22 protein-coding genes are annotated in these 24,865 nt (G+C 55.7%); 16 read left to right on the top strand and 6 right to left on the bottom strand.

Annotated elements, in window-relative coordinates; all coding sequences use genetic code 11:
- Positions 1 to 285: 285 nt before the first annotated feature.
- Entirely contained in the window at positions 286 to 777 is a 492-nt protein-coding gene (locus tag EXR70_17725) for a hypothetical protein (GenBank protein ID MSP40331.1), read from the bottom strand.
- A 173-nt stretch (positions 778 to 950) separates the two neighbouring features.
- Between EXR70_17725 and EXR70_17720 the strand changes: the two genes are divergently transcribed.
- The 4 genes from EXR70_17720 (at position 951) to EXR70_17705 (ending at position 4,584) form a co-directional block, all read left to right on the top strand.
- On the top strand, positions 951 to 2,429 hold the full coding sequence (locus EXR70_17720) for a UbiD family decarboxylase (GenBank protein MSP40330.1): 1,479 nt from the start codon (positions 951 to 953) through the stop codon (positions 2,427 to 2,429).
- A gap of 90 nt (positions 2,430 to 2,519) precedes the next feature.
- Complete coding sequence (locus EXR70_17715) at positions 2,520 to 3,041, top strand: hypothetical protein (GenBank protein MSP40329.1); 522 nt, start codon at positions 2,520 to 2,522, stop codon at positions 3,039 to 3,041.
- 43 nt (positions 3,042 to 3,084) lie between these two features.
- A complete protein-coding gene (locus EXR70_17710; protein MSP40328.1) occupies positions 3,085 to 3,810 on the top strand; it encodes a hypothetical protein in 726 nt (241 codons plus the stop codon).
- Positions 3,811 to 3,855: 45 nt separating this feature from the next.
- A complete protein-coding gene (locus tag EXR70_17705) occupies positions 3,856 to 4,584 on the top strand; it encodes a hypothetical protein (protein MSP40327.1) in 729 nt (242 codons plus the stop codon).
- Positions 4,585 to 4,604: 20 nt separating this feature from the next.
- Here the strand turns inward: EXR70_17705 and EXR70_17700 are convergent, their stop codons facing one another.
- The gene (locus EXR70_17700) at positions 4,605 to 5,585 is read right to left on the bottom strand and encodes an ABC transporter substrate-binding protein (protein MSP40326.1); all 981 of its coding nucleotides are present in this window, start codon (positions 5,583 to 5,585) and stop codon (positions 4,605 to 4,607) included.
- 125 nt (positions 5,586 to 5,710) lie between these two features.
- On the opposite strand from EXR70_17700, the gene EXR70_17695 reads away from it, so the two are divergent.
- The gene (locus EXR70_17695; GenBank protein ID MSP40325.1) at positions 5,711 to 6,529 is read left to right on the top strand and encodes a class I SAM-dependent methyltransferase; all 819 of its coding nucleotides are present in this window, start codon (positions 5,711 to 5,713) and stop codon (positions 6,527 to 6,529) included.
- 103 nt (positions 6,530 to 6,632) lie between these two features.
- On the opposite strand, the gene EXR70_17690 is transcribed toward EXR70_17695, so the two are convergent.
- Complete coding sequence (locus EXR70_17690) at positions 6,633 to 8,240, bottom strand: sulfatase (protein MSP40324.1); 1,608 nt, start codon at positions 8,238 to 8,240, stop codon at positions 6,633 to 6,635.
- Between the two features lie 115 nt (positions 8,241 to 8,355).
- Here EXR70_17690 and EXR70_17685 point away from each other — a divergent pair, with 115 nt between their 5' ends.
- The 5 genes from EXR70_17685 (at position 8,356) to EXR70_17665 (ending at position 12,852) form a co-directional block, all read left to right on the top strand.
- Positions 8,356 to 8,871 (top strand): CoA pyrophosphatase, encoded by a 516-nt coding sequence (locus EXR70_17685; GenBank protein MSP40323.1) that lies wholly within the window; start codon positions 8,356 to 8,358, stop codon positions 8,869 to 8,871.
- Between the two features lie 129 nt (positions 8,872 to 9,000).
- A complete protein-coding gene (locus tag EXR70_17680) occupies positions 9,001 to 10,215 on the top strand; it encodes a hypothetical protein (protein ID MSP40322.1) in 1,215 nt (404 codons plus the stop codon).
- A gap of 96 nt (positions 10,216 to 10,311) precedes the next feature.
- Positions 10,312 to 11,442, top strand: a complete 1,131-nt coding sequence (locus EXR70_17675) for an acyl-CoA dehydrogenase (GenBank protein MSP40321.1) — start codon at positions 10,312 to 10,314, stop codon at positions 11,440 to 11,442.
- 32 nt (positions 11,443 to 11,474) lie between these two features.
- Complete coding sequence (locus tag EXR70_17670; GenBank protein MSP40320.1) at positions 11,475 to 12,512, top strand: extracellular solute-binding protein; 1,038 nt, start codon at positions 11,475 to 11,477, stop codon at positions 12,510 to 12,512.
- A 79-nt stretch (positions 12,513 to 12,591) separates the two neighbouring features.
- Entirely contained in the window at positions 12,592 to 12,852 is a 261-nt protein-coding gene (locus EXR70_17665; GenBank protein ID MSP40319.1) for a hypothetical protein, read from the top strand.
- 105 nt (positions 12,853 to 12,957) lie between these two features.
- On the opposite strand, the gene EXR70_17660 is transcribed toward EXR70_17665, so the two are convergent.
- The 3 genes from EXR70_17660 to EXR70_17650 all read right to left on the bottom strand — a co-directional run bounded on the left by EXR70_17660 (position 12,958) and on the right by EXR70_17650 (position 17,043).
- The gene (locus tag EXR70_17660) at positions 12,958 to 13,551 is read right to left on the bottom strand and encodes a VPLPA-CTERM sorting domain-containing protein (protein MSP40318.1); all 594 of its coding nucleotides are present in this window, start codon (positions 13,549 to 13,551) and stop codon (positions 12,958 to 12,960) included.
- 726 nt (positions 13,552 to 14,277) lie between these two features.
- A complete protein-coding gene (locus tag EXR70_17655; GenBank protein ID MSP40317.1) occupies positions 14,278 to 15,849 on the bottom strand; it encodes a hypothetical protein in 1,572 nt (523 codons plus the stop codon).
- A gap of 75 nt (positions 15,850 to 15,924) precedes the next feature.
- Complete coding sequence (locus tag EXR70_17650) at positions 15,925 to 17,043, bottom strand: ATPase (protein ID MSP40316.1); 1,119 nt, start codon at positions 17,041 to 17,043, stop codon at positions 15,925 to 15,927.
- A gap of 118 nt (positions 17,044 to 17,161) precedes the next feature.
- On the opposite strand from EXR70_17650, the gene EXR70_17645 reads away from it, so the two are divergent.
- From EXR70_17645 to EXR70_17620, 6 genes are all read left to right on the top strand, one after another.
- Positions 17,162 to 18,166, top strand: coding sequence for an extracellular solute-binding protein (locus EXR70_17645; protein MSP40315.1), 1,005 nt, complete (start codon positions 17,162 to 17,164; stop codon positions 18,164 to 18,166).
- Positions 18,167 to 18,242: 76 nt separating this feature from the next.
- Positions 18,243 to 19,820: an NAD(P)/FAD-dependent oxidoreductase gene (locus EXR70_17640; GenBank protein ID MSP40314.1), complete on the top strand. Its 1,578-nt coding sequence runs from the start codon at positions 18,243 to 18,245 to the stop codon at positions 19,818 to 19,820.
- A gap of 138 nt (positions 19,821 to 19,958) precedes the next feature.
- Positions 19,959 to 21,581: an NAD(P)/FAD-dependent oxidoreductase gene (locus EXR70_17635; GenBank protein MSP40313.1), complete on the top strand. Its 1,623-nt coding sequence runs from the start codon at positions 19,959 to 19,961 to the stop codon at positions 21,579 to 21,581.
- Entirely contained in the window at positions 21,578 to 22,321 is a 744-nt protein-coding gene (locus EXR70_17630; GenBank protein ID MSP40312.1) for a 3-oxoacyl-ACP reductase FabG, read from the top strand. The genes EXR70_17635 and EXR70_17630 overlap by 4 nt, the downstream gene beginning before the upstream one ends.
- Positions 22,322 to 22,550: 229 nt before the next feature.
- Positions 22,551 to 23,627 carry a glycosyl hydrolase gene (locus EXR70_17625; GenBank protein MSP40311.1) on the top strand — a complete coding sequence of 359 codons (1,077 nt, stop codon included), beginning with the start codon at positions 22,551 to 22,553 and terminating at the stop codon, positions 23,625 to 23,627.
- A 35-nt stretch (positions 23,628 to 23,662) separates the two neighbouring features.
- Complete coding sequence (locus tag EXR70_17620) at positions 23,663 to 24,664, top strand: hypothetical protein (protein ID MSP40310.1); 1,002 nt, start codon at positions 23,663 to 23,665, stop codon at positions 24,662 to 24,664.
- Positions 24,665 to 24,865 lie beyond the last annotated feature (201 nt).

Here is a 24,865-nt window from a genome sequence, read left to right as displayed (position 1 = left end):
CTTTCCGATGAGCGCTTGCTCTCGCTGGTCCGTTGCTATAATCACACTCCGAGAAAGTGTCTTAACTACCAAACCCCGGCTGAGGTATTTACTCGTGACCTGTTGCACTTCAAATGTGAATCCACCTTCCGGCCTACGCCGGTATGACGAAACTTCGGAAGTGCCACAGAGAAACATGAAAAGACTGAATCACCACAGAGCGCACAGAGACCACGGAGAAAATTCATTCTTGAAACCTCTGTGACCTCTAGGCTCTCTGTGGTGAAAGCTTTTCTTCGTTGCCGTCTAACTCTGACTGTTTGGTTTACGCTTGCCGTGGAGATCGACAAACAGATCGTAAAACCATGCCAATCCGCGTTCTTCGAATTCCGGGTGGCCGGCTTTGTTGTTGGCTAGCAGGGTGATGCTCAGGTCCTTCTTGCGCAGTTCGATCAGCTCCGCGCCTTTCTCTTCCAGATACGATCCTACGGTGCGCAGGGTGTTGGGCAGACTATGAAAGTCCGGCAGCCGGTTCGGCTTGCTGCGCCGGCTTCGGCCTTGGCGTTCGAGTTCGTCGAGGTCTTGGGTTGTGAAGACCAGCGGACCGTTGAGACCGGCGCTGCGATTGCGTTTCTGCCAATTGACCAGCTTGGCCAAGAGCGAGGTTTCTTCTTCAGGTTCACCGCGCACCACGAAACCCTCGCCCTGAAGGCGCAGTTCGAAAATTCCAATACGCTGGGCTTCCAGAGATTGGCCGATAACGCGCAGTGGCTGGTCGTAAGATTTTCTTGCCGCCATGGAAACCTCACGTTGCAATTCGTAAGTAAGCCGCGCCACGCTGGCGACGATTCGCGTTCATAACATTGTTGAGCCGTGCCGACAAGTCATCGCAGCCCACTTTCTTGACAATAATTGAGGTGAAACGTAAGGTGACACGACTTCATTCATTGCGCATTTTTTAGGAGGAATTCATGGCACGTCCGGAACGTATTGGCGCTTCTCATAGCACGGTGACATATCGCGGATTACGCGACTGGATCGAGCAGGTGGAAAAAATGGGTGAGCTGTTGACGGTCAACGGCGCCCATTGGGACCGTGAGATGGGTTCGATCACGCAGATGCTTACCGAAGGCGGCAAAGGCAAAGCGCCGGCCATCGTGTTCGACGAGGTGCCGGGTTATCCCAAAGGCTACCGCACATTGTACGGCCAATTCTCGACCATCAAGCGTGTCGCCCTGACCCTCGGCTTGCCGCTCGAATACGAGCACAAGTCGGACATCGTCAAGGCGTATCACCACGTCATGACCGATATGAAGCTGCTCAAGCCCAAGATGGTTAAGACCGGGCCGATCTTCGAAAACGTTTTGGAAGGCGACAAGGTCGACGTGCTCAAGTTGCCGGTGCCGATCCATCATCAACGCGACACCCATCGTTACATCGGCACCGCCGACATGTGCATCACCAAAGACCCTGACGCAGACTGGTACAACTTCGGCGCTTATCGCTGCGAAGTTTACGACGGCAAGACGATTGGCTGTCAGATCACCGAAGGCAAACATGGCAGGATTCACCGCGACAAATATTTCGAGCGCGGCCAGAGCTGCAAGTTCGCGATTGTCTGCGGCCAAGATCCGTTGCTCTACATGCTTTCCGCCAGCCCGTTGCCTTCCGGCGTGTCTGAATACGATTTCGCCGGCGGGATTCGTGGCGAGCCGGTGGAAGTCGTGAAGGGGCCTTATACCGGTTTTCCGATTCCCGCCGACGCCGAGATCGTCATCGAAGGTGAGGCGGTGCCGGGGCAATCGCAGCCGGAAGGGCCGTTCGGCGAGTGGATGGGATATTATTCCGACGACGTCGTGCCGCGGCCCTATCTCAACGTCAAGACCGTCATGTACCGCAACAATCCGATCCTTACCTGCGCGCCGCAACACAAACCGGTGGATGAAACCGGTTTGCTTAAAGGTATCGCCGGCGCGGCGGAAATTTGGAACGCGCTGGAAGCTTGCGGCTTGCCAGAGATCCTCGGTGTGTGGAATCACGAAGGCGCTCCGGCGACGCGTTTCACCGCGATCCAAATCCGCCAGCGCTATCCCGGCCACGCGCGCAACGTGCTTCACGTCGCGTCAAACTGCATGGCCGGCGCCTACAACGGCAAGTGGACTGTCGTCGTCGACGACGATGTCGATTGCTCGGACATCGATCAAGTGCTGTGGGCCATGGGCACGCGCTTCGATCCGATGACCGACATCGATCTAGTGCAGAAGGCGTGGTCGTCGGGACGCGATCCGATGTTCTTGCCGGGCAATTTCAACAATCGTATTTTGATTGACGCTTGCCAGCCATATAACCGTAAGCTGAAGGGCGAGTTCCCCAAAGTCGTCGAAGTGCCGGAGGATTATCGGGTCAAGATGAGAGCTAAATTTCCTGATCTGTTCAAGAATCGAGCGTAGTTGCTAAACAGTGTTCGGCTATCGCAGTGTGCTCTTCGTAGCGTGGTAGATGAGTGAAGCATATCTTTTTGTTAGTGTGGCTAAGAACGTATGATTAACAAACCATGGGACGAGCGCATTGTCGAAGAACTTACGCCTCCCGAGGTCGTCGCCGCAATCGAAGGAGCAGATCTTCTAATAGAGTGCTTTGGCGAATGGCCATCGTTTGAAGACGCGGAGGTCTTAGCCCTCAACTTGGATAGAGGCAATCATTGGTGGGTTCTAGAGACGGGGAAATGGGATCAGCGCATACCTCCGAGGCTTACAGCGACTTTTTACGTCTTTGACTTCCGCTATTCTGGCGATGCTCCAGAGCGAAAACCGACTGAAGCTGTCATTCGATTCGAGGAGTTTGAGGACTTTGAAATTGACGGTTTCAATCATCAAAACCCGATCGTCGGTCTGGGTATCAAGTATCTGTTTTCGAAAAACTTGAAGAAAAACTTATTCTCCGTGGACTGGGGTGGCACTGGTATAAAGCATGAAGCGTCGTTTACTTGTGGGCGCATCCAGGTGATATCGGTCGAGCCTATAGTGTGGTCGAACTCAGGATCGGACGCTGCCGCAAGTTAACAGACGATCAATTAACTTTCCTTTTTGAACAGGACTCCAATTTATGGTTTTTACCAGTTGGCGCGGTGTGGTCGGCGTCGTCAAACCGACCCATCGGCCGGGATCGCTAGAGGAATTCATTCGCTTGATGCCGGAAGGCGTTGGCGTCGTGCCGGTGTATTTGGATTTCAAGCGCGGCACGGAAGAGGAGTTTGGCGCTGCGCTTAACGCCGTCCATGAAAAAGTCGCCGAGCTGGCTAAAGAGGGCGTCGACTTGATCCATCCCGAGGGCGCGCCGCCCTTCATGATCCACGGCTTCCAGGGCGAGGCGAAGATCACCAAAGAGTGGGAAGAAGAATTTAAAATTCCCATCGTCACCGCGGCGCAGACCCAGGTCGAGGCGTTGCGCGCGCTCGGCGTCAAGAAATTCGTCGGCGTGACTTACTTTGTCGGCAGCATCAACGACATGTTCACGCGCTATTTCCAGAGCGCTGGCTTCGAAGTGCTGGCGATGGAAGGCATGAAAGTCGACTTCGCCGATGTCGGCCGCCTAGCCTCGACGGAAATCTACGGTCACACGCGCCAGGCCTTTCTCAAGCATCCCGACGCCGACGGCATCTACATGCTCGGCACCGGCTGGCGCTGCTTGGATATCGTTCACCTACTCGAAGAAGATTTGCAGGTGCCGGTGGTTCACTCGGTGCCGGCGCGGGTATGGTCTGTGCAGAAACGACTACATATTCGACAAAAGAAGATCGGATTTGGCAGGCTGCTCGAAGAAATGCCTTAGCGCTGTGGATCTCACAAATCATCTTAAGCCGAAAATAACCCAAATATGATGCAAAAAATTCGCCGCCTTGGCTTTGCGATTGTCGTAGCGCTGGCGGTGGCCGGTACAGCGGGACAAGCGTCGGCGCAAGCTGAGCGTTTCGAGGTCAGCAGCATCAAGGCCATGCGGCCGACTCTGGTCAATACCATCGCGGCTCTGAAAGCAGGCGATGTTGCACGCGCGAAGGAAGCCTTCGAGGCCTTCGACTCGGCGTGGAACGGTATCGAAGTTTACGTCAACACTCGCAGCAAGGCGATGTACGAAGTTCTGGAACATGACTTCCAGCCGCGCATCACCAAAGCACTAGATGGCGCCAATCCGAATCTGGCGCCGCTGATCGCAGATGTTCAGGCGATGCTCGCCAAATTCGATGAGATGATCGGCTTGTTTGTGCCGATGGCGCCGCTCAATTCGTTTTATGACGAAGTTGCCCGGCTGCGCATCGTGCGCGCGCATTTGCGCGAAGTGCCGCCCGCCTTGAAGGCCGGCAACTTCGCCAAGGCGCGGAGATCCTTTCAGTCCTTCGACGACAGTTGGGACGGCATCGAAGATCTGATTAAGGCGCGCAACGCCGACTCCTATGTAGCGATCGAAAAAAACATGATCGCTATCGAAAAGGCGCTCATGCCGGACAAGCCCGACGCCGCTCAGGTTACCGCCATGGTCAACGAGATAATGCGCCTCTATAACGACACCCTCGCCGCGGTCGTGAAGGACGCCAGAGCTCGGCAGTAGAGCGCTGTTCACTCGAATTGCTAGAACCGGCCTTCCTTCTCTAGCTTCCTGACAAACCGGTCGTCGACTAATTCTTCGGCTTTGAGTTTACGGATTTTCTCGTTGGTCTGGCCGAGCAGGCGGATGACGTTGCGCACGCCGTCGGGTCGGGGGTAAATTTTCTTTTCGTAGATATTCGCCAGAGTGTCGTAGCCTTCCATCGCTTGCTCGATATTTTTTAACCGCAGTCCCTTCATCAAACTTTTCAGCACCGCCGGTTTGTTTTCCGGTTTTTCGACGAATTGCAGAGCGTCGATCACGCCGCGCAAAACATTTTCAATCACTTCGGGATGCGAGTTCATGTAGCGCCGGGTGGTCAGCACACCGGTGCTTTGGAAGGGAATCGGTAGCTTGGCGAGATCGCCGAGATTGGTGAAGCCCTTGCTGATCAGCGGCGCGGAGAAGGTGTAGCCCAGATGCGTCGCGGCGACGCTATCGTTGAGCAGCGCTTGGCTGCGCACCGATTCGTCGCCGAGTATGCGCATGGTAATGGCGTCGCGCTTGGCATCCAATCCCCAATATTCGAGCGCCAAGGTGGTGAACATCCAGCTGCCGCCGCTAGCGCTGGTGACAGCGATGGTCTTGCCTTTCAGATCGGCGGGCATTTTGATTTTTGGCGACGCCATGATGTTGCCGATGAGTTTGTTGATGATGCCGGCGACGAAGACGATATCCATGCCTTCGGCGGCGGAGCCCAACACGGCGCCGGTGGCGGAACCGGAATGGAGTTGGGTTTCTCCCGAGGCGAGTGCCGCCATGCCGACCGGGCCGTTGCGCACGGTGACGAAGGTCAGCTCCAAACCGTAACGGCGAAAGATCCCCTGATCCTGAGCGAGGTACATGGCGGCTTCGCGCTCGCTGAACGAGCCGCTGGTCATGATCACTTTAGTGATCGGTTGAGCCGCGTTAGCCGTCGCTGCCAAGAGCAGCACCGAAAAAAATATCGCCCGCGTAAATTTCATGCTTTTCCTCCGCGTGCCGACACTAAAGAAAAGCGCTGCCGCGGTCAAGGTGAAATTCCTTTACGCCGCCGTCCATGCTATAAACTTGCAAGTCCATTGGGCGGTTTAACGAGTGTAACCAATCTATGATCCTTGAACCAGAAAAATTTAAGAGTTTCGAACATGCCGGCTGGCAGAAAATTCCCAGCGGCTATCATGAAGCCTTCGGTAGTTTGACCGGTCAGGCGATCGAGCCATTGCTTAACGCCGTGCGCTTGAAGAAGGACATGAACTTTCTCGACATCGCTAGCGGGCCCGGCTACGCCGCCGCCGCCGCCGCCAAGCGCGGCGCGACGGTGCTAGGCGTAGATTTTTCCGCCGCCATGGTCGAGCACGCCAAGAAACTGCAAGCGGGAGTCGAGTTTCGCGAGGGCGACGCGGAGAAATTGCCGCTGGGAAATAGTTTGTTCGATGGCGCGGCGATGAATTTCGGCATTCTCCATCTCGGCCAGCCTGAAGTCGCGCTGCTCGAAGCACTGCGGATTCTGCGCAGCGGCGGCCGCTTCGCGTTTTCGGTTTGGGCCAAGCCGGAAGAGACCATCGGTTTCGGCATCGTCCTGCGCGCGGTGGAACTGCACGGCGAGCCGCGCGTCGAATTGCCTGAAGGGCCGCCGTTTTTTCGTTACTCCGATCCCGAGGAATGTACCCGCGGTCTGTTGGTCGCCGGCTTCGAATCGCCGACGGTGGTCAAAGTGGCGCAAGTGTGGCGCTTGCCCGCGGGTGACGGCTTGTTCAACGTCATGAAGGACAGCACCGTGCGCACCGCGGGCTTGCTGCACGCTCAGAAACCGACGGTGCTCGATAAGATTCGCGAAGAAATGCGCGCGGCGCTAGTGAAATATACCAAAGGCGATGTCGTCGAGCTGCCGATGCCGGCGTGGGTTGCTTCAGGGATAAAAGCGTAGACGAGAGTTTTTAGTGTTTAGTTATTAATTTTGAGTTTCAATCAAACGAGGTCGGCTCTTTTCTCACAACTCAAAACTAAACACTCAAGACTAAAAACTAAAGTTACGGTCCATGATGCGTCGCCAGCGGGCTGCTGTCGGATTGCTCCATCAGCTTTCTTGCCAACTGTTCGATCAATTCATGGCGCCGTTTCTGACTGCCCGGTTCATTCCATAAATTATTCTGCTCGTAAGGGTCGGCGGCAAAGTCGTAGAGTTCGCCCCAATCGACGCCTTCGTAAATCGTCAAGCGATTTTCTTTGGTGATCAAACTTCGCGCCCGGAAATTATTTTTGAATCCCATGTAGCCGCGCCGTTGATGCTCTTCGATGACCAGCGCGTCGCGGCCGGTGGGGGCGCCATTGACCGCCGGCAGCAGACTGACGCCTTGCATGCCGTTATGTCCCGCCAAGCCGGCGCGATCGAGGATCGTGTTGGCGATGTCGAGGGTGCCGCACAGGCCGTCGTTGACCGGCGCTTGGTTTTCCAGAGCCGGATCGTTCCAGATGAACGGCACGCGCACCAGACCGCGATAGTGCAGCGCGCCCTTCAACAACAATTGATGATCGCCCATGAAGTCGCCGTGGTCGCTGGTGAAAATGACCACGGTGTCGTCATCGAGGCGGAGGGTTTTTAGCCAAGCGAAAATGCTGCCGATGGCGTCGTCGATCATGGTGATCATACCGTAAGTTAGCGCGATGGCTTGGCGCGCTTCCTGTTCGCTAATCGCGAAAGTGCGTTGACCGTCGCGATTAGCATTGTTGGCGGCGCGCTCGTCGTAGAGTTTTTGTAAATGGCCGACAATCGGCCGCTCGCTGGAATGAAATGACGGCGGCAAGCTGATCTGATCGGCATCGTACATCTCCCAGTACCGACCCGGCGGCGTGAACGGATGATGCGGGTCGGGAAAGGAACATTGCAAGAAAAACGGTTTGGAGCGGTCGCTACGCGCATAGTTCTCCAAATATTTGATCGTCCGCTCGGCGATGTAGGCCGTGGGATAAAGCTCTTCGGGAACCGCCGTACGCCAGGCCTGGGGCGCGATACGGTTGTTGCCCGGCAATTGATTCTTCGGCCCGCGCAGTGAATCGGCGTCGGCGCGCCGTTGCTTGAGCCAGCGATAATAGTGTCCGACAATCTCATCGCCGTGGCCGACTGCAAGTTCGACATGGTTGAAACCGTAGTAGGGGAGCGTGAGTTCGAATGCCGCATCGTTCAACCATGTCGACCGCAGTTCCTGGTCGTAGCGGCCGTGGCTCGGCCAGCTGCTGTCGGCTTCGCGCAGATTTTCCGGCGGCTGAATTTTGTTCGGATCGGCTGTCGGCATACCGATGGTCGGAAGGTTGCCGCTGATGCTTTGCAGATGACACTTGCCGATGAGGCCGGTGTCGTAGCCGGCAGCGCGCATGATTTCGACGAAGGTGGTCGCCTTCAATGACAGGGGAATACCGTTTTGGCGGGCGCCGTGAAGCGACGGCATGCGCCCGGTCATGATCGTCGCGCGGTTGGGCATGCAGATCGGCGTGGCGACGTGGAAGTTGTCGAAGCGCGTGCCGGTTTGGGCGAGCCGGTCGATGTTCGAGGTTTTCACCACCGAGTTGCCGTAACAGCCGAGGTGATCGGCGCGGTGCTGGTCGGTGATGATGAATAGGAAGTTGGGCTGCTTGTCCATGATGACACCGCCTTTCGTCGTGATTCTTATCACAGCTTATTCATAAAATCTCTTGGCAAAATCTCGTTGCGGCAGCACCAGTTCCTGTAGTACATACTTGCTTGAGGAGAGTTGCATGATCGATGCGGCCGTGGTGATTCCGGTCTACCGAAACAGCGACGGCGAGTTGCACATCGTGATGATTTTGCGCAATCCCGGCGGCGTGCATGGCGGCCAGATCGCCTTTCCCGGCGGCAAATATGACCCCGAGGACGAAACCATGCTCGACACTGCCTTGCGCGAATTGCGCGAAGAGTTGTGCTTGACCGTGCCGCGCCATGACGTGCTCGCTGAGTTGCCCATGGAACAAACCCGCACCACCGGTTACCGGGTGTTTCCCTATCTCGCGCGGATCACTCTGCCGGAGCGGTGGCAGCTGGCCGAGCGCGAGATCGCCGAGCTGATCGATGTGAAACTCAGCGACCTGACGCGCCCTGGCGCCCACGATGAGATGATCGACCGTTTCCCAACCTGGGAAAAATCCCAGCGGGTTTCGTTTTATCAAATCGGCGCGCATCGGCTGTGGGGATTGTCGTATCGGATTTTGCATCCGATCATTCCCCGGCTGACGGCGGGGGAGTGGGATGTGTAGGTCGTGGTCGTGGTTCGTGTTCGTCCGATGACGAGCATGATCACGAGTCACGAACACGGAACAGCACGCTTGCGTCAATGTTTAGGTTTTCTGAGAAAATGAAGAAACGATGAGAGAGGAGATAATTTAATGGACTTCAGCTTACAGGCGGATACACCGGAGATCAGCGCGTTTCGCCAAGAGGTGCGCGCTTGGTTAGTGGAAAACATGAAAGGCAGCGAGCATCTGCGTTGGTCAGGTAACTGGTCGACGCGGGAAAATGCCGAGGAGTATAAATTCCGCCGCGCGTTGGCCGGAAAGTTAGGCGCCAAGCGCTGGCTGTTCCCAACCTATCCAATTAAATACGGCGGCGCCGGCTTGAGCCTCGATCATCAGTTCGTGCTGGAAACCGAGATCGACAAATATGGCTTATCGCTCGGTTCGGTTTTCTACACTCTGTCGCGTTTGGTGGCGCCGGCGTTGATGAAGTTCGGCACCGAGGAGCAGAAGGCGGAATTCCTACCGCCGATGATGCGCGGCGAGTTGGCGGTGTGGCAAGTCCTCACCGAGCCGCAGGGCGGCAGCGATGTCGCCAACTGCCAGACCAAGGCGATTCGCGACGGCGATGACTACATTGTCAACGGCCAAAAAGTTTTGGTCGGCCATCACTTACCGCCGGACTTTCTTTGGACATTTGTTTGCACCAATCCCGCCGGTAAGCGCCATGAAAACTTGGGCTGGCTCTACATCCCGGCGACTCTTCCCGGCATCACCATTCAGCATATGCACTTGATGATGGGCATCAAGAATGCCGTGTTCTTCGATAACGTGCGCGTGCCGGCCAAGTATCTAGTCGGCGGCGAGAACAACGGCTGGAAGGTTGCCAACAGCTATCTTGAACTCGAACATGGCGGCGGCGGCAGCGTCGCCGAGCATCCGTTGTTCGCGCGCTTGATCACGCACTGCCAGAAGACCAACTTCGACGGCGAAAGCATCATGGAAGATCAAGACGTTCGCGATGTGCTCGCCGAGATGCTGATCGATCTCGATGTCCAGCGCTTGATGGGATTGCGCAACTTTTGGCATCGCTATGTCAAGCTGCCCCATTCCTATGGCGGGCCGCAATATCTCTTTTTTCAGCGCATGGTGCGCTTGCGCAATGCCGAGCGGGTGCAAAAGATCTGCGGCTATGACGCGCTCAATCCTGACGATTCGGTGCACGAAGTAGCCGACTTCGAATACACCGTGCGCAGCGGCCCCGGTTGGCTCCATGGCGGCGGCACGTTGGATACCGATCGGCTGATCATCGCGCGGCGCTTGGGTTTGGGCCGGCCGTCCCAGGAAGACGCGCCGACCACGGTTTAGAAAAGGTGTAGGGGCGCGAGTCATCGCGCCCATGGAGTTATGACGGGGATTGATTAACCGCAAAGAACGCAAAGTACGCAAAGAGGATAGAATGTCATGGATCTCAAATTAAATGACGATCAAAATATGATGAAGAAGGTGGCGGGGGATTTTTTGAAGGCCGAAGCGCCGTCTCATGTCATCACTGACTGGTATCAAAAGAAAATCGCCCATCTTCCCGAGCTATATAAAAAGACCGCGGGTGTCGGTTGGCTGGGCATGATGATTCCCGACGAGTTTGGCGGCGGGGGAACGTCAGCTACCGACTGCGGCGTGGTCTTTGAGGAGCTTGGCCGAGGTCCCTTGCCCGGTCCGTATTTTTCTTGCGGTGTGTTGGCGGCGCAATTGATTCTTGAAGGCGGCAGCGCGGCGCAGCAAAAATCCTGGTTGCCGAAGATTTGCGATGGCAGCGCCATCGTGATTCCAGCGCTCTCCGACGATCCGATTCAGTTCGGGCCGAAATCGGTGCAGACCCGCGCCAGCAAGACGGCTAGCGGATTTACTTTCAGCGGCACCAAGCGCTATGTCCAGGACGGCGACGCCGCGAGCCAATTTATTTGCGCCGCACGCACCGACAGCGGCGGCGTTATACTAGCATTAGTCGATCGCAATGCGCCGGGGGTTACGGTCAAGCCGGTGTCGGGCTTCATGATCGGCGCGGCGGAAGTGAGCTTTGATAAAGTTGCCGTCGGAGCGGACGCACTCATCGGTGCGGTGGATTCGGGCTGGTCGGTGCTGGAAGCGGCGCTGATCAAAGCTTTGCCGATTCTGTGTGCCTACCAGGTGGGTGCCTGCCAAGAGATTTTCGAAATGACCAACGAGTACACCCGCACCCGCGTTGTCTTCGGTCAGCCCATCGGCCGCTTTCAGCGCGTGCAGGATCACTGTGTCGATATTTCGATCCATCTCGACGGCGCGCGTTGGATAACCTACGAGACGCTATGGAAGATCGATTCCGCTATTGCGGCCACGGCCGGCGCGCATCAATCCAAAGCGGTGGCGAGCGAAGCCTACTATCAGTCCTGCCATTTTTCGCACATGGTCTTCGCCGGCGCCGGCACCGACTACAAGCATGTATTGATGGCGCATAGCGTGCTCGCCCATGCGCTCTATCAGTATTTGGGCACGCCGCTGTTTCATAAACGGGCGATGATCGATGCCATGTACCCGCGGAAGAAGATAGCGTAAGGGGTGAGGAGTAAGGGGTAAGGGATTTTCGGATGATGAATTTTGCGCTTATTGCAGTGATGCTGTGCATGTTGGCTAACGGCGCTTGGGGGCAGACGGCCAAGAGCGTCAGCGAACTGGCGACCTACGCGCGCGCCGATCGCGAGAAGATTCTTTACGACGGAGCCAAGAGAGAAGGCAAGGTTGTTTGGTACACGTCGTTGGTTCCTTCGAAAGACATTGCCAAAATCTTCGAAGCTAAATATCCCGGTGTAACGGTCGAAGTCTATCGCGCCGGCGGCATCGAGCTGCTCAGCAAAGCGCTAGCCGAACACAAGGCGCGCCGGTTTCTCGTCGATACCATCGAGAGCACGCCAGGCGCTTTGATGTCGCTTCGCGATGAGCAGTTTTTTGCGCCGTACTTCTCGCCGCATTTGAAAGCTTTTCCGGACAGCGCCAAAGAGAAAGCCAAAAACGGCTTGGTGTATTGGACCACTGATCGCGAATCGTACATCGGTTTCGCTTACAACAAGAATGCCGTCGCTGCCAATTTGCTACCGAGAAAATTCGACGATTTATTGAAGCCCGCGCTCAAAGGAAAGATGGCGGTTAGCAACGACGAAAGCAGCGCGCGGCAAATCGGCGCGATGGTTTACGCCAAGGGCGACGGCTTCGTGCGCAAATTAAAAGACCAAGAGGTCACGCTGCACGGCGCGTCGGGGCCGGGTTTCAATGAATTGATCGTATCCGGCGAAGTGCCGTCCTCCTTCGTCGGTTTTTCCACCAACGTCGCCCACGCCGCGCGCAACGGCGCGCCGATCGCGTGGCACGCGCTCGACTTGGCCGTGGCCAATGCCGGCAGCGTCGGCATCTCCGCGAATGCGCAGCATCCCCACGCGGGATTGTTGCTGGTCGATTTTCTGATCAGCCCCACCGGCCAGAAAATGTTCAACGAGACCTTCGCCTACGGCAGCGGCGCGAAGAATTACGGCTTCGAAAAATTCTATCCCGAAAAAGGGCTGACGACAGAAGAATATTCCGACCGGTTAGAAAAGTGGATGCGGTTGATGAAGGAGATCACGCGGAAGTAGTGGCGGCTAGGTTGAATACCATTGCGCTCGACGAGCGTTGAAGGTTATCTTAACGGGGAATTCGACGGAGGATAGGATCATGACGAAGCAGAAGCCGCGCTACGGTCATGACGAGTTTGCCAGACGTGGCAACGAGCTTTACGAAAGGACCATACGTGCGCTAGTTGAAAACGGAAACGAAGGCAAAGTTGTCGCCATCGACATCGATTCGGGACAATGCGAAGTGGCTGACGACGCGCTAACCGCCTCGGATACTCTTGCCGCGAGGTGGCCAAACTCGCAGACTTGGTTCGTTCGTGTCGGCCACACGACCCTGCATCGTTTTGAATTAAATTATTAAATGTCTCGCACCGTTGCCGCTACTGACACTCAGCCCCACTCTGGTAATCTGAAACAGAAACGGCGACCCGTAGGTCGCCGTTTCTATTTTCTACAGCCTATTGAGCTAGACAGTGTTGCGGCGGCGCATGGCGACCAGACCGGCCAGTCCGGAGCCGAGGAGAAGCATGGTGGCGGGCTCGGGAACCGCAGCAAGCTGGACATCGAGCCTGACGAGGTGAGCGGCAGGTGCCGAGATGTTTTGCATGTTGATGTAAATGTTGTTGGCATCGAAAGAGAGCATGCTCGAGTTGAAGCCGGCAAGATTGGTCGCTCCATTGATGGATACGCCGATTATGTCCGGGATCGTGCCTAGAACATCAAAAAATCTTAGGCCGTTAAAAGTGGCAGGGCTATAAAACGTACCCTCGGTCTGCCCATAATCGATCTGGAGATCGCTTACGTCCACAAACGCGTTGGGGTTATAGTCGGGAAACGTTCCGGTAGGAAACTCGACTCCGGCGCCTACCACCGCTGTACCTGAGCCACAGCAGACCGTTCCGATGGTCGGGAATAGTGTTTCGACCCCAATGGTGCGACCGATGAGCCCTGCTTGTGCCGTACCCATTCCGAAGAGCGTGAACGCCCCAACAAACAAAGCTGTCAACGCCTTTCTCATGTTTGTCGTTGGTCGCTCCATTCTGTTCCAATCTAATTTCATGCAGACCTCCTAATTCGTGTTTGGAGTGCTAAGCGAGCAAATCTTAGGCCAGAGACTTAAGTTGCGTGATTTCAACAGCTTGAATTTTGAGTGCATCTAAAATTTTGTAAACTATCTTTACATTTTTTCTACGTGATTTATTTCTTTCTCAATTCAGTTGAAAAATCTTTACGCGATGCGGGGTTAGAGCAACTATAACAATGAGTGATAACTGTCAACTAACTTTACATGTATTTACATTTACAAAAACATGTAGTGCGGTGACGGAGTGATTCGAAGATATTTTGACGCGGTGATGGTGCGCTGTAGGTAATAGCGCCTGTGTCGAAGTGTATTCCGGACCAAAGGATGACCTCCGCGTGAAGCGCTACAAGTCCAGAAGGTATTCAACGAAACCTTCGCCTCCAGCAGCGGCGCGAAAAATTATGGCTTCGAAAAATTCTATCCTGAGAAGGGGTTAACCACCGAAGAATATTCCGACCGGCTCGACAAGTGGATGCGGTTGATGAAGGAGATTACGAGGAAGTAGCGTCTCCGCTTCCCCTCTTTGGAAAAGAGGGGATAGGGGAGATTATCTTGCGTTCATGCGGCTCTGTTATTTCGTTCATAGCTCAATTGTTGTGAAGAAAACCTCCCCGCACCGCAGCAAATCCCCCATGATCCCCCTTTTCCAAAGGGGGAATAGGAAAGAGGAGCTAAGAGTCGACGGATCGCTAGATTGAAGGTTTAGAACTTTACGAAAATCTCTTTTACTTCTTCCCCCGTTAGCTGTTTGATCGTCGAGATGCGGTCGCTGAATTCTTTCAGCGTGCCTAGTGACGCCGGCCCCATGTCGATAAGGATTGAAAACAGCGAGAAGCCGAGTTTTTCTTTTTCCTCGCGAAACTTCTCTGCCCACTCAGGATCGACCTGGCATTCGCCGTCGGTGATGAAAATAATGTCGCCTTTTTTGAAGCGCGACTCGCGCAGGCAAGCCAATGCGGCGTCGAGCGGCGTTTGAAAGTCGGTGCCGCCGCCGGGAAAGTATTCGGCGAGATCCATGACGGTTTTGGTCTCGACTTCGTAGCGGTCGCGCGGATTCATGTCGAGAACTTGCAATGGCGTGTCGGCTGACGAAAAGCAGATGGAGCGAAATAGCCGGCGCTGTTTCCGGGCGATTTCCAAGAGCGTCAGCGTCACGGCTTTAGACCATATCTCTTTGTCGCCGGACATCGACGAGCTGCCGTCGAGGCAGACGATCATCGGCCCTTTGCCTTTCTCTTCGACGCCGCGCAGCGAATATTGAATCAGCTCCTGATCGAGAAAGCGGCGAAAAAAATCCTTGCGCAGCAGCGGATGGTGCAGACTCAGCATCTCGTGCGGCAGCAGGCGGTGGAGCGCGTCGCCTTGCTCGATTTCGAGCAGCTCCTCATTAGATCTTTCGAAGACTTTCTTGCGTAGCCCTTGGGCATGCAGTTTCATGCGTCCGACCATGCGCGCGAGCTTTTTCAACTTCTCATTGCCGGCCAGCCGCCGGCCCAATTCCAATTTCTGCCCCGGCGGCGACTTTTCACCGCTGCCGATGGTGTTGCCCCAGGTTTGCGCTTCTTCGGTGGCGTCTTCCAACTGCTGCGCGACCTTGATCGCTTCGGACTGAATCCGATTGGTCGCTTGGGCTTCGATCTGTTTCAAATCTTCTTTGAGCTGAGTGGTTTTGTGACGCAGCAGCGCTTCGGCGCCTTGAACTTCACCGGCCATCTTTTCTTTGGCCTTTTGCAGCGCCTTTTTGCCTTGCTCCGAAAGTTCGTCTTCGGGTATCGTGTCGGCGTTGTCGTACTCTTCGATTTTCTCGCCGACGATCTCTTCCTGCTTTTGAATGTCCCACAGATCGCGCATGTCGCGCCGGTTGAGAAACTTCTCTTCGCGCACCAGCGCGAGCAGCCGTTCGCCGAGGATCAAGGTCGACAGGCCGGCGTGGGCTTCGTTTAACAAAGTCTGCTCGCGGAGAAATTCATACTGGGGGCCGTTGTGGATGGCGTTGAGAAAATTGCGATTGAGCAGCGCGCTGGGCAGCACTTCGGCGTCGGCGCGATGCTTGATGTTGTATTTGAACAGCAGGCAGAAAATATCTTGCAGCAGGGAGCCGAAGTGGGGCAGGAGATTGGCGCCGGACGATTCCAGCTCGCGTAGCGACGGCGCTTCGCTGCGCAGATGTTCCCATACGCGCCAATCGTAGGCGTCGTGTTCGATCCAAAAAGTATTTTTCGGCAGCGGCTGGAAGACTCGCTTGACGGGCTTCTTGCGCGATGGCTGTGGCATGGATCTTTCAAGCAATAACTTGCGCGGTATGCTTGGCCATTCTTAACTCAACGCTCGGTACTCGGATCTCAACGCTTAGAACCTCTCCAGCATCTCTTTTTGCAATTGCTCGATCTCGCCGCGTACCGAATTGACCCGGTCCAACGGCCGGCCCATGCGTTGGGCTTTGTCCTTAATCTGGTCGACCTTGGTCATGATGTTCTTGAGCTTGGTGTGATACTCGATCAGCGCCCGGGCGCGTTCGTCGCTGGTGTGGCCCGGTTGGAACGCCGCTTCGCGGATTTCCCGCGATTCGTAGAGCAGCTCGGTTATCTCTTCTTCGTAGCCGAGCAGTAACTCGCGGATCGTATTGCGCACGGTTTCATGCTCGGCGGGGTCGCGCCACAACACATGCTCGAGAAAAAACAAATGCTTCTCGAATACTTCGCTTTCACCTTCGAGATAGGCGTAGGCTTGCAGTAGCGCCAGGGATTGGCGGTAGCGCCGGTCGGACGCCAGGATGTTCTTCTTGTTGAGTTCGCGGCGGATGTCGGCGATGCCACGATAGACATGAGGCGGGATCGCCACCGCGCTGGCCAGCTTTTGCAACTCCGATAATTCGTCAAGCGTCAGGATGGTGCGCTCGGCGGCCTTGTGTGACTCCAACATGCGCAGAAAACGGAAGTCCTCGGCGATGTAGCCGACGACGAAACGCAAGAGAAAGCGGTCATAGAGCGCGGTCAGCTCTTCCTCTTCGGGAAGCTCGTTGCTGGCACCGAACAGTGTTAGCAGCGGTACTTTGACGACTTCTTTGCCGTTATGAAACAACCGCTCGTTGATCAGCGTCAAGATCGAATTCAAGATCGACGAGTTGGCCTTGAAGATTTCATCGAGGAAGGCGATGTGCGCTTCCGGCAGCTTGCGGCTGGTCACCCGGCGGTAATCGTCTTGCTCCAGGGCCTTCAAGCTTACCGCGCCGAAAACTTCTTCCGGCGTGGTGAAGCGTGTCAGCAGCCACTGAAAGTAGTCGGCCCCTTCGATACGCCGGCACAGTTCGTCGGCGAGCATGGACTTGGCCGTGCCCGGCGGGCCGATGATCAGTAAGTGATGTGCCGATAGCAAAGCAGCCAGGGAGCCGTCGATGACATCGGCGCGTTCGAGGAATTGCTGCTTTAACTCTTCGCGGATTTTTTTTAGCTTTTCTTGCGATGTCATAAGTTAATAATGTAGTAAGGTAGCAGAGGCAGGCGGCGGAGACAATCAATTGGACCCGTTATGAACTCTGGCGTATTTAATTTCAATCCATTTCCAGGAGGATGAATCGGTGTCGAGTATGAAATGTTCGACCCGAGTGGCGATCGTGCTGACTTTGGCGCTGGCGGCGCCGGTGATGGCGCAGGATGCCAAGCTGATCGACGCGGCGAAGAAAGAGGGCGGCAAAGTGGTGGTCTATGGTTCGCTGGAGAACGACACCATGGATTTGCTGTCGGCGGCTTTTAAAAAGAAGACTGGACTGGAAGTGGCTTACTGGCGCGACGCCGCCAACAAGGTGACCGACCGGATTGGCGCTGAGGCGCGGGCCGGCAAACCGCAAGCCGACCTAGTGTTGACCACGACTTCGACTTTGCGCTTGATTCAAAAAGATGGCTTGTTGGCGAAGTACGATTCGCCGGCGGCCAAGGCATTTCCCAAAACCGTCATCGATCCCGAACTCGGTCCGGCCTATCGCAGCACGGTGATCGGCGTCGTCTATCATACCGGGATCATCAAACCTGCCGATGGACCGAAGTCCCTCGAAGATCTGGTCAAGCCACAGTACAAGGGCAAGGTCGTGGTTCCCGATCCAAGTCTGCACACGACGACGGCCCAATGGCTGGCGAGCTTGCACAAGATCATGGGCAAGGAGAAAGCGGAAAAGTTTATTCACGACCTGGCCGCGTCCAAACCATTGCTGGTTCCGTCGCTGACCCCGGCGGGCGAACGCATCACCACCGGCGAGACACCCATTGGTATCGCCTTTCTCAAGAACGTAGTTTTTTACGGCCGCACCGGTGTGCCGCTCGATTACGTGCGCTTGGGAAAATTCATGGGCGACGGCCAATCGATTTCGATGGCCAACAAGGCGCCGCATCCCAATGCCGGCAAAGTCTTCATCGATTATTTCCTCGGCGAAGAAAGCCTTAAGATCATGGCCAACATCGGCGAATTCGTCACCCGCAAAGGCATCTATCCACCGCTACCCGACGCCAACAAGATTCAGATGGTCGATATGATCGACATGGACAAAGAAGCGTTCGCGCAGAAGATGGCGGAGTATAAAAAGATATTCCTGCAATAGCGCAGGAGTCAGGAGTCAGGAGTTTCCCACCCCAAACTTCTTACTCTTCACTTCTCATCTCGAAGAGGAATTCGTCGTGGTTGATAGTGAATGGGACATTATCCTGATCGGTGCGGGGCAAAATAATTTTGCTCTCGGCACCTATCTTGCCAAAGCGGGGCTTAAGACCGTTATCTGCGAGAGCCGGTTGGAAAACGGCGGGCGGCTCGCGAGCGAAGAGATTACCCGGCCCGGCTACTGGCATAATACGCTTGCCTACTTTCAAGACAATCGCGAAGTCTCGCCGCCTTGGCGGGAGCTGGGCTGGGACAATGGCCACCATGCCGAGTTCGTTTCACCGCCGGCGATCAGTTCGCTGCTTTTTTGCGACGGCAGTTCGATATCCCAACACCAATCGCTGGAAAATACCGTTACTTCGATCAAACGTTTTTCGACCAAGGACGGGGAGACTTGGCGACAAGTGCATCGGCGCTTCCACCAATGCATCCGCGACTATTTGATTCCTTACTATTATCAAGCGCCCCAGGCGGGCGCCGCCACGTTGCAATCATTGGCCAGCCAGCCGGATGGCGACGAGTTTCTGCGGCTATGGCGTATGACGCCACGGGAAGTGGTGGATGAATTCTTTGACGCCGACGCGGTGAAGACGTTGGTGCTGTCGCAGATGGCGATACCGCGCGGAATCGGCGTCGACTACGCCGGCGGCGGCATCGAAGTCTTAAAGTTGATCGCCGGCGATGAGCGGCCGGAGTTGGCGCGCGGGGGTTCCCATTCGATCGCGCAAGTGTTGCAGCGCGCTTACGTCGACGCGGGTGGCCAGATTCGCGCCGTGCATCACGTTGAGAAAATCCTCGTCAACGACGACGGCCGGGCAGTCGGTGTGCGCTTGCGCGATGGGCGCGAGTGGCAGGCGCGCTTGGCGGTGGTGTCGAATAGCGATCCCTATTCCACCTTCGTCGAAATGGTCGGAGAGGATTATTTGCCGCGGACTTTTGTCGAGCGCGTGAAAGATATTCAGGTCGACGAGTTTTCATACTTCCAGGTGCATCTCGCTCTGAAAGCGCCGGTTCGCTATGCGCTGCATGAAGCGAATGATCCGGCAGTCGCTCAGGCGATGAACGTGAATATCGGACCGGAGAAGCCATCAGACATTGACGAGATGTGGAACGAGATTCGCGCCGGCGAGTTTCCCGTGCATGGGTGTTTGCATGCGATCTGTCCGACCGCGTTCGATCCGCTGCAAGCGCCAAGAGGGAAGCATACCGCTTCGCTGTTTATGCCAGTGCCATTTCAGTTGAAGGGAAAACAACCGCAGGATTGGGTCAAGCTCAAGAAAGGCTTCATGGATGCGGTATTAAAAATCTGGCGCGGCTATGCGACCAATCTGACCGATGACAACATCGAGATGAAAGTTGCCATGGAGCCGTTCTACATGTCGCAGCGCTGGCCGAACCTGCGCCGCGGTTCCGTCTGGGTCGCGCGAAAGATTCCGACTCAGATGGGCGAGCAGCGGCCCATCGAGCAGATATCGGATTATCGCACGCCGATTGCCGGGCTCTATCAAGTTGGCGTAGCAATGCATCCGGCCGACGCGGTGATCGCGGGTTCGGGGTATAACTGCTGGCGGGCGATGAAAGAAGATCTGAAGCTTTGAAGGATTTTGTGGTCTGGATGAATTCGGTGCGGGTTAGGAGAAGTTTTGATCGGTCATTCCGGCGCAGGCCGGAATCCATTCTTCGAACCCGTACTGCATTCCAAACTGGATACCGGCGCGCGCCGGTATGACGGAATTATGGCGAAAATATTAGAATACGACGGCGTCGTCATCGGCGCCGGCCACAACGGCATGATCTGCGCCGGTTATTTGGCTAAGTGCGGGCAGAAGATCATGGTGGTCGAGAAGAACATGGAAGTCGGCGGCGGTCTCGATTCCCACGAGGATCGCAACTATGCCGGCTTCTGGCATAATATCCACTCGGTGTTTCACCGCGGACTGATGATGCTGCCGTGGTACAAGGATCTGGAGTTGGAGAACTTCGGTATTCACTATTACCGTCCCGATCCGGGCGTGGTGCATCATTTTCTCGACAAGACTTATCTCGGCTGGTTCTCAGACGTTAAGAGAACCGTCGAGACCATCGAACGTTTTTCCAAAAAAGACGCCGCGTCCTTCATGGACATCTGGACGCGCTGGCAGCCGGTGGTGCAGAAGATTGTCTTCACCGAGACCTACGCCGTGCCCCTGCCATTCGCAGAAAAGAAACCGCTGTTAGAAAAAACCGTCGAAGGCCGGGAGTATCTAAAATATTTCGACACCACGCCGGAAGAGTTCGTGCTGAAACACTTCGAGCATCCGCGCGTGCGTGCGTTTATCGGTTTTCTCGGTGTCATGCGCGGCTACGAACTTGACGCGCCCCAGACCGGTTATCTGATTCCGGCGATGATCGCCTGGGGCGTCAATCCGCAGTTGTGCCGCGGCACATCCCACGCGCTAGGCGACAACCTGGCGCACATGATGTCGCACAATCACGTCGACTACATCGAAGCCAACGGCGTCGAGCGCATTTTGGTCGAGAAAGGGCAGGCGACCGCGGTGGTGCTGGAAGACGGCACGGTGATCAAGGCGCGCAAGTTCATCGCCTCCAATGTCAATCCGGTGGAGACTTTCATCAAACTGGTTGGCCGGGAGAATTTGGATACCAAGTTTGCCGAACTGGCGGACGGCTTTCGTTTCTCCAAGACGACGCCGATCTTCGCGACCAATCTGGCGCTCAACGAGAGGCCACGGTATATAACCGAGGAAAAACATCCTGAAGTCGCGGGCTCGTTCATGCACATCGTTGGCTTGGAAGATTACGAAGACTTGCAGAATCTATTCGAGGATTGCCGCAACGGTCAGTTGCCGCGCAAACCGTTCATGAATGGCGCGACGCCGTCGTTTCACGATCCAACCCAAGCGCCGCCGGGCAAAGCGACGGCGTTCATGTGGCAGTTGATGACTTACAATCTTTGGGGCAATCCGCTGAATTGGGACAAGGCGCGCGACGATTGGTTCAAGAAACAACTCGCCGTCTGGCAAAAGTTCGCGCCCAATCTCGACGAGAAGAATATTCTCTCCACCGATTCGACCACGCCCCTCGACATCGAGCGCCATGACAAGAACATGTACTGCGGCGATTGGATGGTCGGCGAATATTCCGGCGATCAAGCGTTGGAGAATCGGCCGTTCCGCGGTTGGGGTCAATACAAGACGCCGATTGACGGATTATTTCTCTGCGGGTCGTCATGTCATCCCGGCGGCAATATCACTGGCGCGCCTGGCTACAACGCCGCGAAAGTGATCGCTGAGTCGCTCGGGTTGAAAACTTGGTGGAATCCGGTGGATTTTCGTGAACATCTGAAAGGGATGACATGAGATTGGCTGGGAAGGTTGCCATTGTTACCGGCGGTGCGCGTCATATCGGTGCGGCGTACTGCCGGCGCTTGGCGAAAGAAGGCGCGGCGGTCGTTATCGCTGACGTTCTTGACGGCGACGCGGTCGCCAGTGAGATTCGCTCGCAGGGTGGCAAAGCGCTCGCGCTCAAGATCGACGTGTCGAAGGAAGAGGATACGAACAGAATGGCGGCTGAAGCCGTGAAAGCATTCGGCCGAATCGATATTCTGGTCAACAACGCGGCGATCTTCATCAACATCCAACGACATCCGTTTTACGAAATTAGCGGCGAAGAGTGGGACAAAGTTTCAGCGGTTAACATCAAGGGTCCGTTTCTTTGCGCCAAGGCGGTCTATCGGCAGATGAAGGAGCAGAAGAGCGGCAAGATCATCAACATTTCTTCTTCAACCGCATACTGGGGCACGCCCAACTTTCTTCACTACGTTGCTTCGAAAGCCGCGCTGATCGGCATGACGCGTTCGTTGGCGCGCGAAGTTGGCGCTTATGGCATCTGCGTTAACGCTATCGCGCCGGGCTTAGTCGAGCATGAGGGGCAGAATGCGCCCAAGGCGTTGACCGAGCTTCAGCTCAAAGAGCGCTCGATCAAGCGGCTGCAAACGCCGGACGATTTGATGGGCACGCTGGTATTTCTTTGCTCGTCGGACAGTGACTTCATGACCGGGCAGTCGATTGTCGTTGACGGTGGGAGTGTGTTTCACTAGCAAAGTTTGAAATGCTAGGAATAAAGTCTCTTTGAGACTTTTCCGATCTTTGCTCGTTGGATGAGGTGCTGGCGAGAAGGCTGGCGAATATTGGGGAACTGTTTGCCCCGAGCGTCAGAGAGATATAAATCGCTGGCGGAAGAAGAACCCAAAACCCGCTTAGCCGCGGATGCTATTACAAGGCGATTGTTTCCGACCATCTCGCACGAGAGATAAGGAGGGCAGGCAAATGGCGGTATGTCTATCACCCAACGGCACCACGCTGTTCGTTTCTCACCAGCGAGCGCAGGAAGTCTTGGTTGGCACGGTGCGCGGCGTGGCAACGATCGGCAGAGTGAGCGACAACAGGTGGGAGGTGGTGCGCGAATCACTAACCGATTGCCATATCGGTTCGCTGATGATCGAGCCGGCGAGTGGGTTGGTGTTTGCCGGCGCCCATGGTGGCACACTCTACGCCAGCAGCGATCTGGGCAAAACCTGGACGCCCAGAAACAAGGGCATAACTCATGATCACATTTATTGCTTGAGCTATGCTCAAGTGGCTGGCAAGGCCGTGCTTTATGCCGGCACGGAACCCGCACATTTGTATCGGAGCGACGATCTGGGCGAGAGCTGGCATGAAATTCCCGGAATCCGCAATGTGCCCAGTGTGGCGAAATGGACGTTTCCAGCGCCGCCGCATATCGGTCATGTCAAAAATATTGCTTTCGATCCGAGCGATGCTCGGACGGTTTATGTGAGTATCGAGCAGGGCGGACTTCTGCGCAGTTGCGACGGCGGTACGTCGTGGAGCGAATTGCAAGGATTTCATGACGACGTGCACCGGCTAGCGGTCAAGCAGAGCGATCCGAAATGTCTTTACATGGCGAACGGCGATGGACTTTTTCACAGCCGGGATGGCGGTGCGAATTGGGCGCAGTTGACCACCCGGTCGATGAGAATCGGCTATCCGGACGGTCTGGTGATCCATCCCGAACGCGAGGATCTGATGTTTATGTCCGGCGGAATCGATGCGCCGAGCAAGTGGCGCGCGAACCGGACGGCGAATTCTCGAATCGCGCGCAGCCGAGACGGGGCGAAAACCTGGGAAATGCTCGAGCACGGCTTGCCCGAACATCTGCGTGCGAACACCGAGGCGCTGATGATGGAAGTGTGGGATCGATCGTTTGCGCTTTTTGTCGGCACGACGGACGGCGAGATTTATTACAGCGACGACGAAGGAGATCATTGGAGCAAAATTATCTCGGGTCTCGCGCCGGTGTCCAAGGGGAGACACTACCGCAACCTTAACGAAGTGGCGGCTTAGACATTTGCTGAATCGCGCGCCCAGTGGAGGGGACCATGCATCGATGGATGATATTGACGACGGCCTTTTCGTGGCTGCTGCTTGCCACTGGCCTTCAGGCTCAAGATCGCCGGTTGGAACGTCTCGTGGTTGCAAACGGCGTGATCTCAGAGAACCGCGTGCCGATTTGGATCGCCAAGGAACTCGGGCTGTTTGAAAAGTACGGGCTCGATGTCCAAATTATCTTTATCAGCGGCGCCGGCTTGAGCGTCGCAGCCATTGTTGGCGGCGACGTCCATCTCGCCATCGCCGCTGGAACACCGGCGGTCGCGGCGGCAGCCCGCGGCGCGCCCATCGTGATACTTGCGACCTTGGGTCCGACGGAATATCAGCTCGTCGCGCAACCCGCGGTCGCCTCGATCTCCCAGTTGAAAGGCAAGACCATCGGCGTGGCTAACTTCGGCGCCGGCGATTATTTCGTCCTACGCCGGCTGCTGCCCAAGTTGGGTTTGACTGAAAAAGATGTCAACACGATTCCCGTAGGCGTGACACTTTCGTACGAGAAGCTGCGCCTGTTGCAGGCCGGTAAGATCGCCGCGACCTTATCGACCATCGAAAGCGTCGCCCGCTTCGAACGCGAAGGCAACAAGCTGAGCCGGCTGGCGGACACACTGAAAGAAGGCATCGAGGTCTCTGGCACGGATATCTTCACCTCGCGGCAATTTCTCAAGAACTATCCCAATCGCGTGAAGAACTTCCTCCGGGCATTTGGCGAAGGGATTGCCATCGGCATGAAAGACAAGGAACTGGTCTATCGTGTGGTCGGCAAATACATGAAGGTCGAGGAGCGCAAGCTGCTCGAAGTGATGGTGCGTTACCGTTATCTTCTCGGTCCCAACCCGCAGAAACCTTATCCGTTGACTCAAGCGCTCGAACTTGATCTAAAAGACATGGGCACCGGTGTCGCGCCGGAATTCAAAGGCAAGAATGCCGCCGATTATATCGATAGCAGCTTAATTAGAGAGCTGGAGAAGGATGGGGTTTTCTCTCTACCTTGACGCCCCTGAATCCGTCGTAATCGAGAAAAACTTATGGACCGATATATCGCGGCACTGCTGTCCGGACGTTGCGGAGTTTAAACGCTGTAATTGGTTGATTTGAAATAGATAACTCATGATTTTTCTTGGTCTCGATTTGAACTTTCAACTCTCCGTTTGCCATCCTGCGAGAAACCCACTCGTAGGAGGCATGCATGAATT

This window comes from Deltaproteobacteria bacterium (assembly GCA_009692615.1).
In the GTDB taxonomy this organism is placed as follows: Bacteria; Desulfobacterota; Binatia; order UBA9968; family UBA9968; genus DP-20.
The sequence above is the reverse complement of the archived record's forward strand: the minus strand, read 5'-3'. Positions and strand labels throughout refer to the sequence as shown.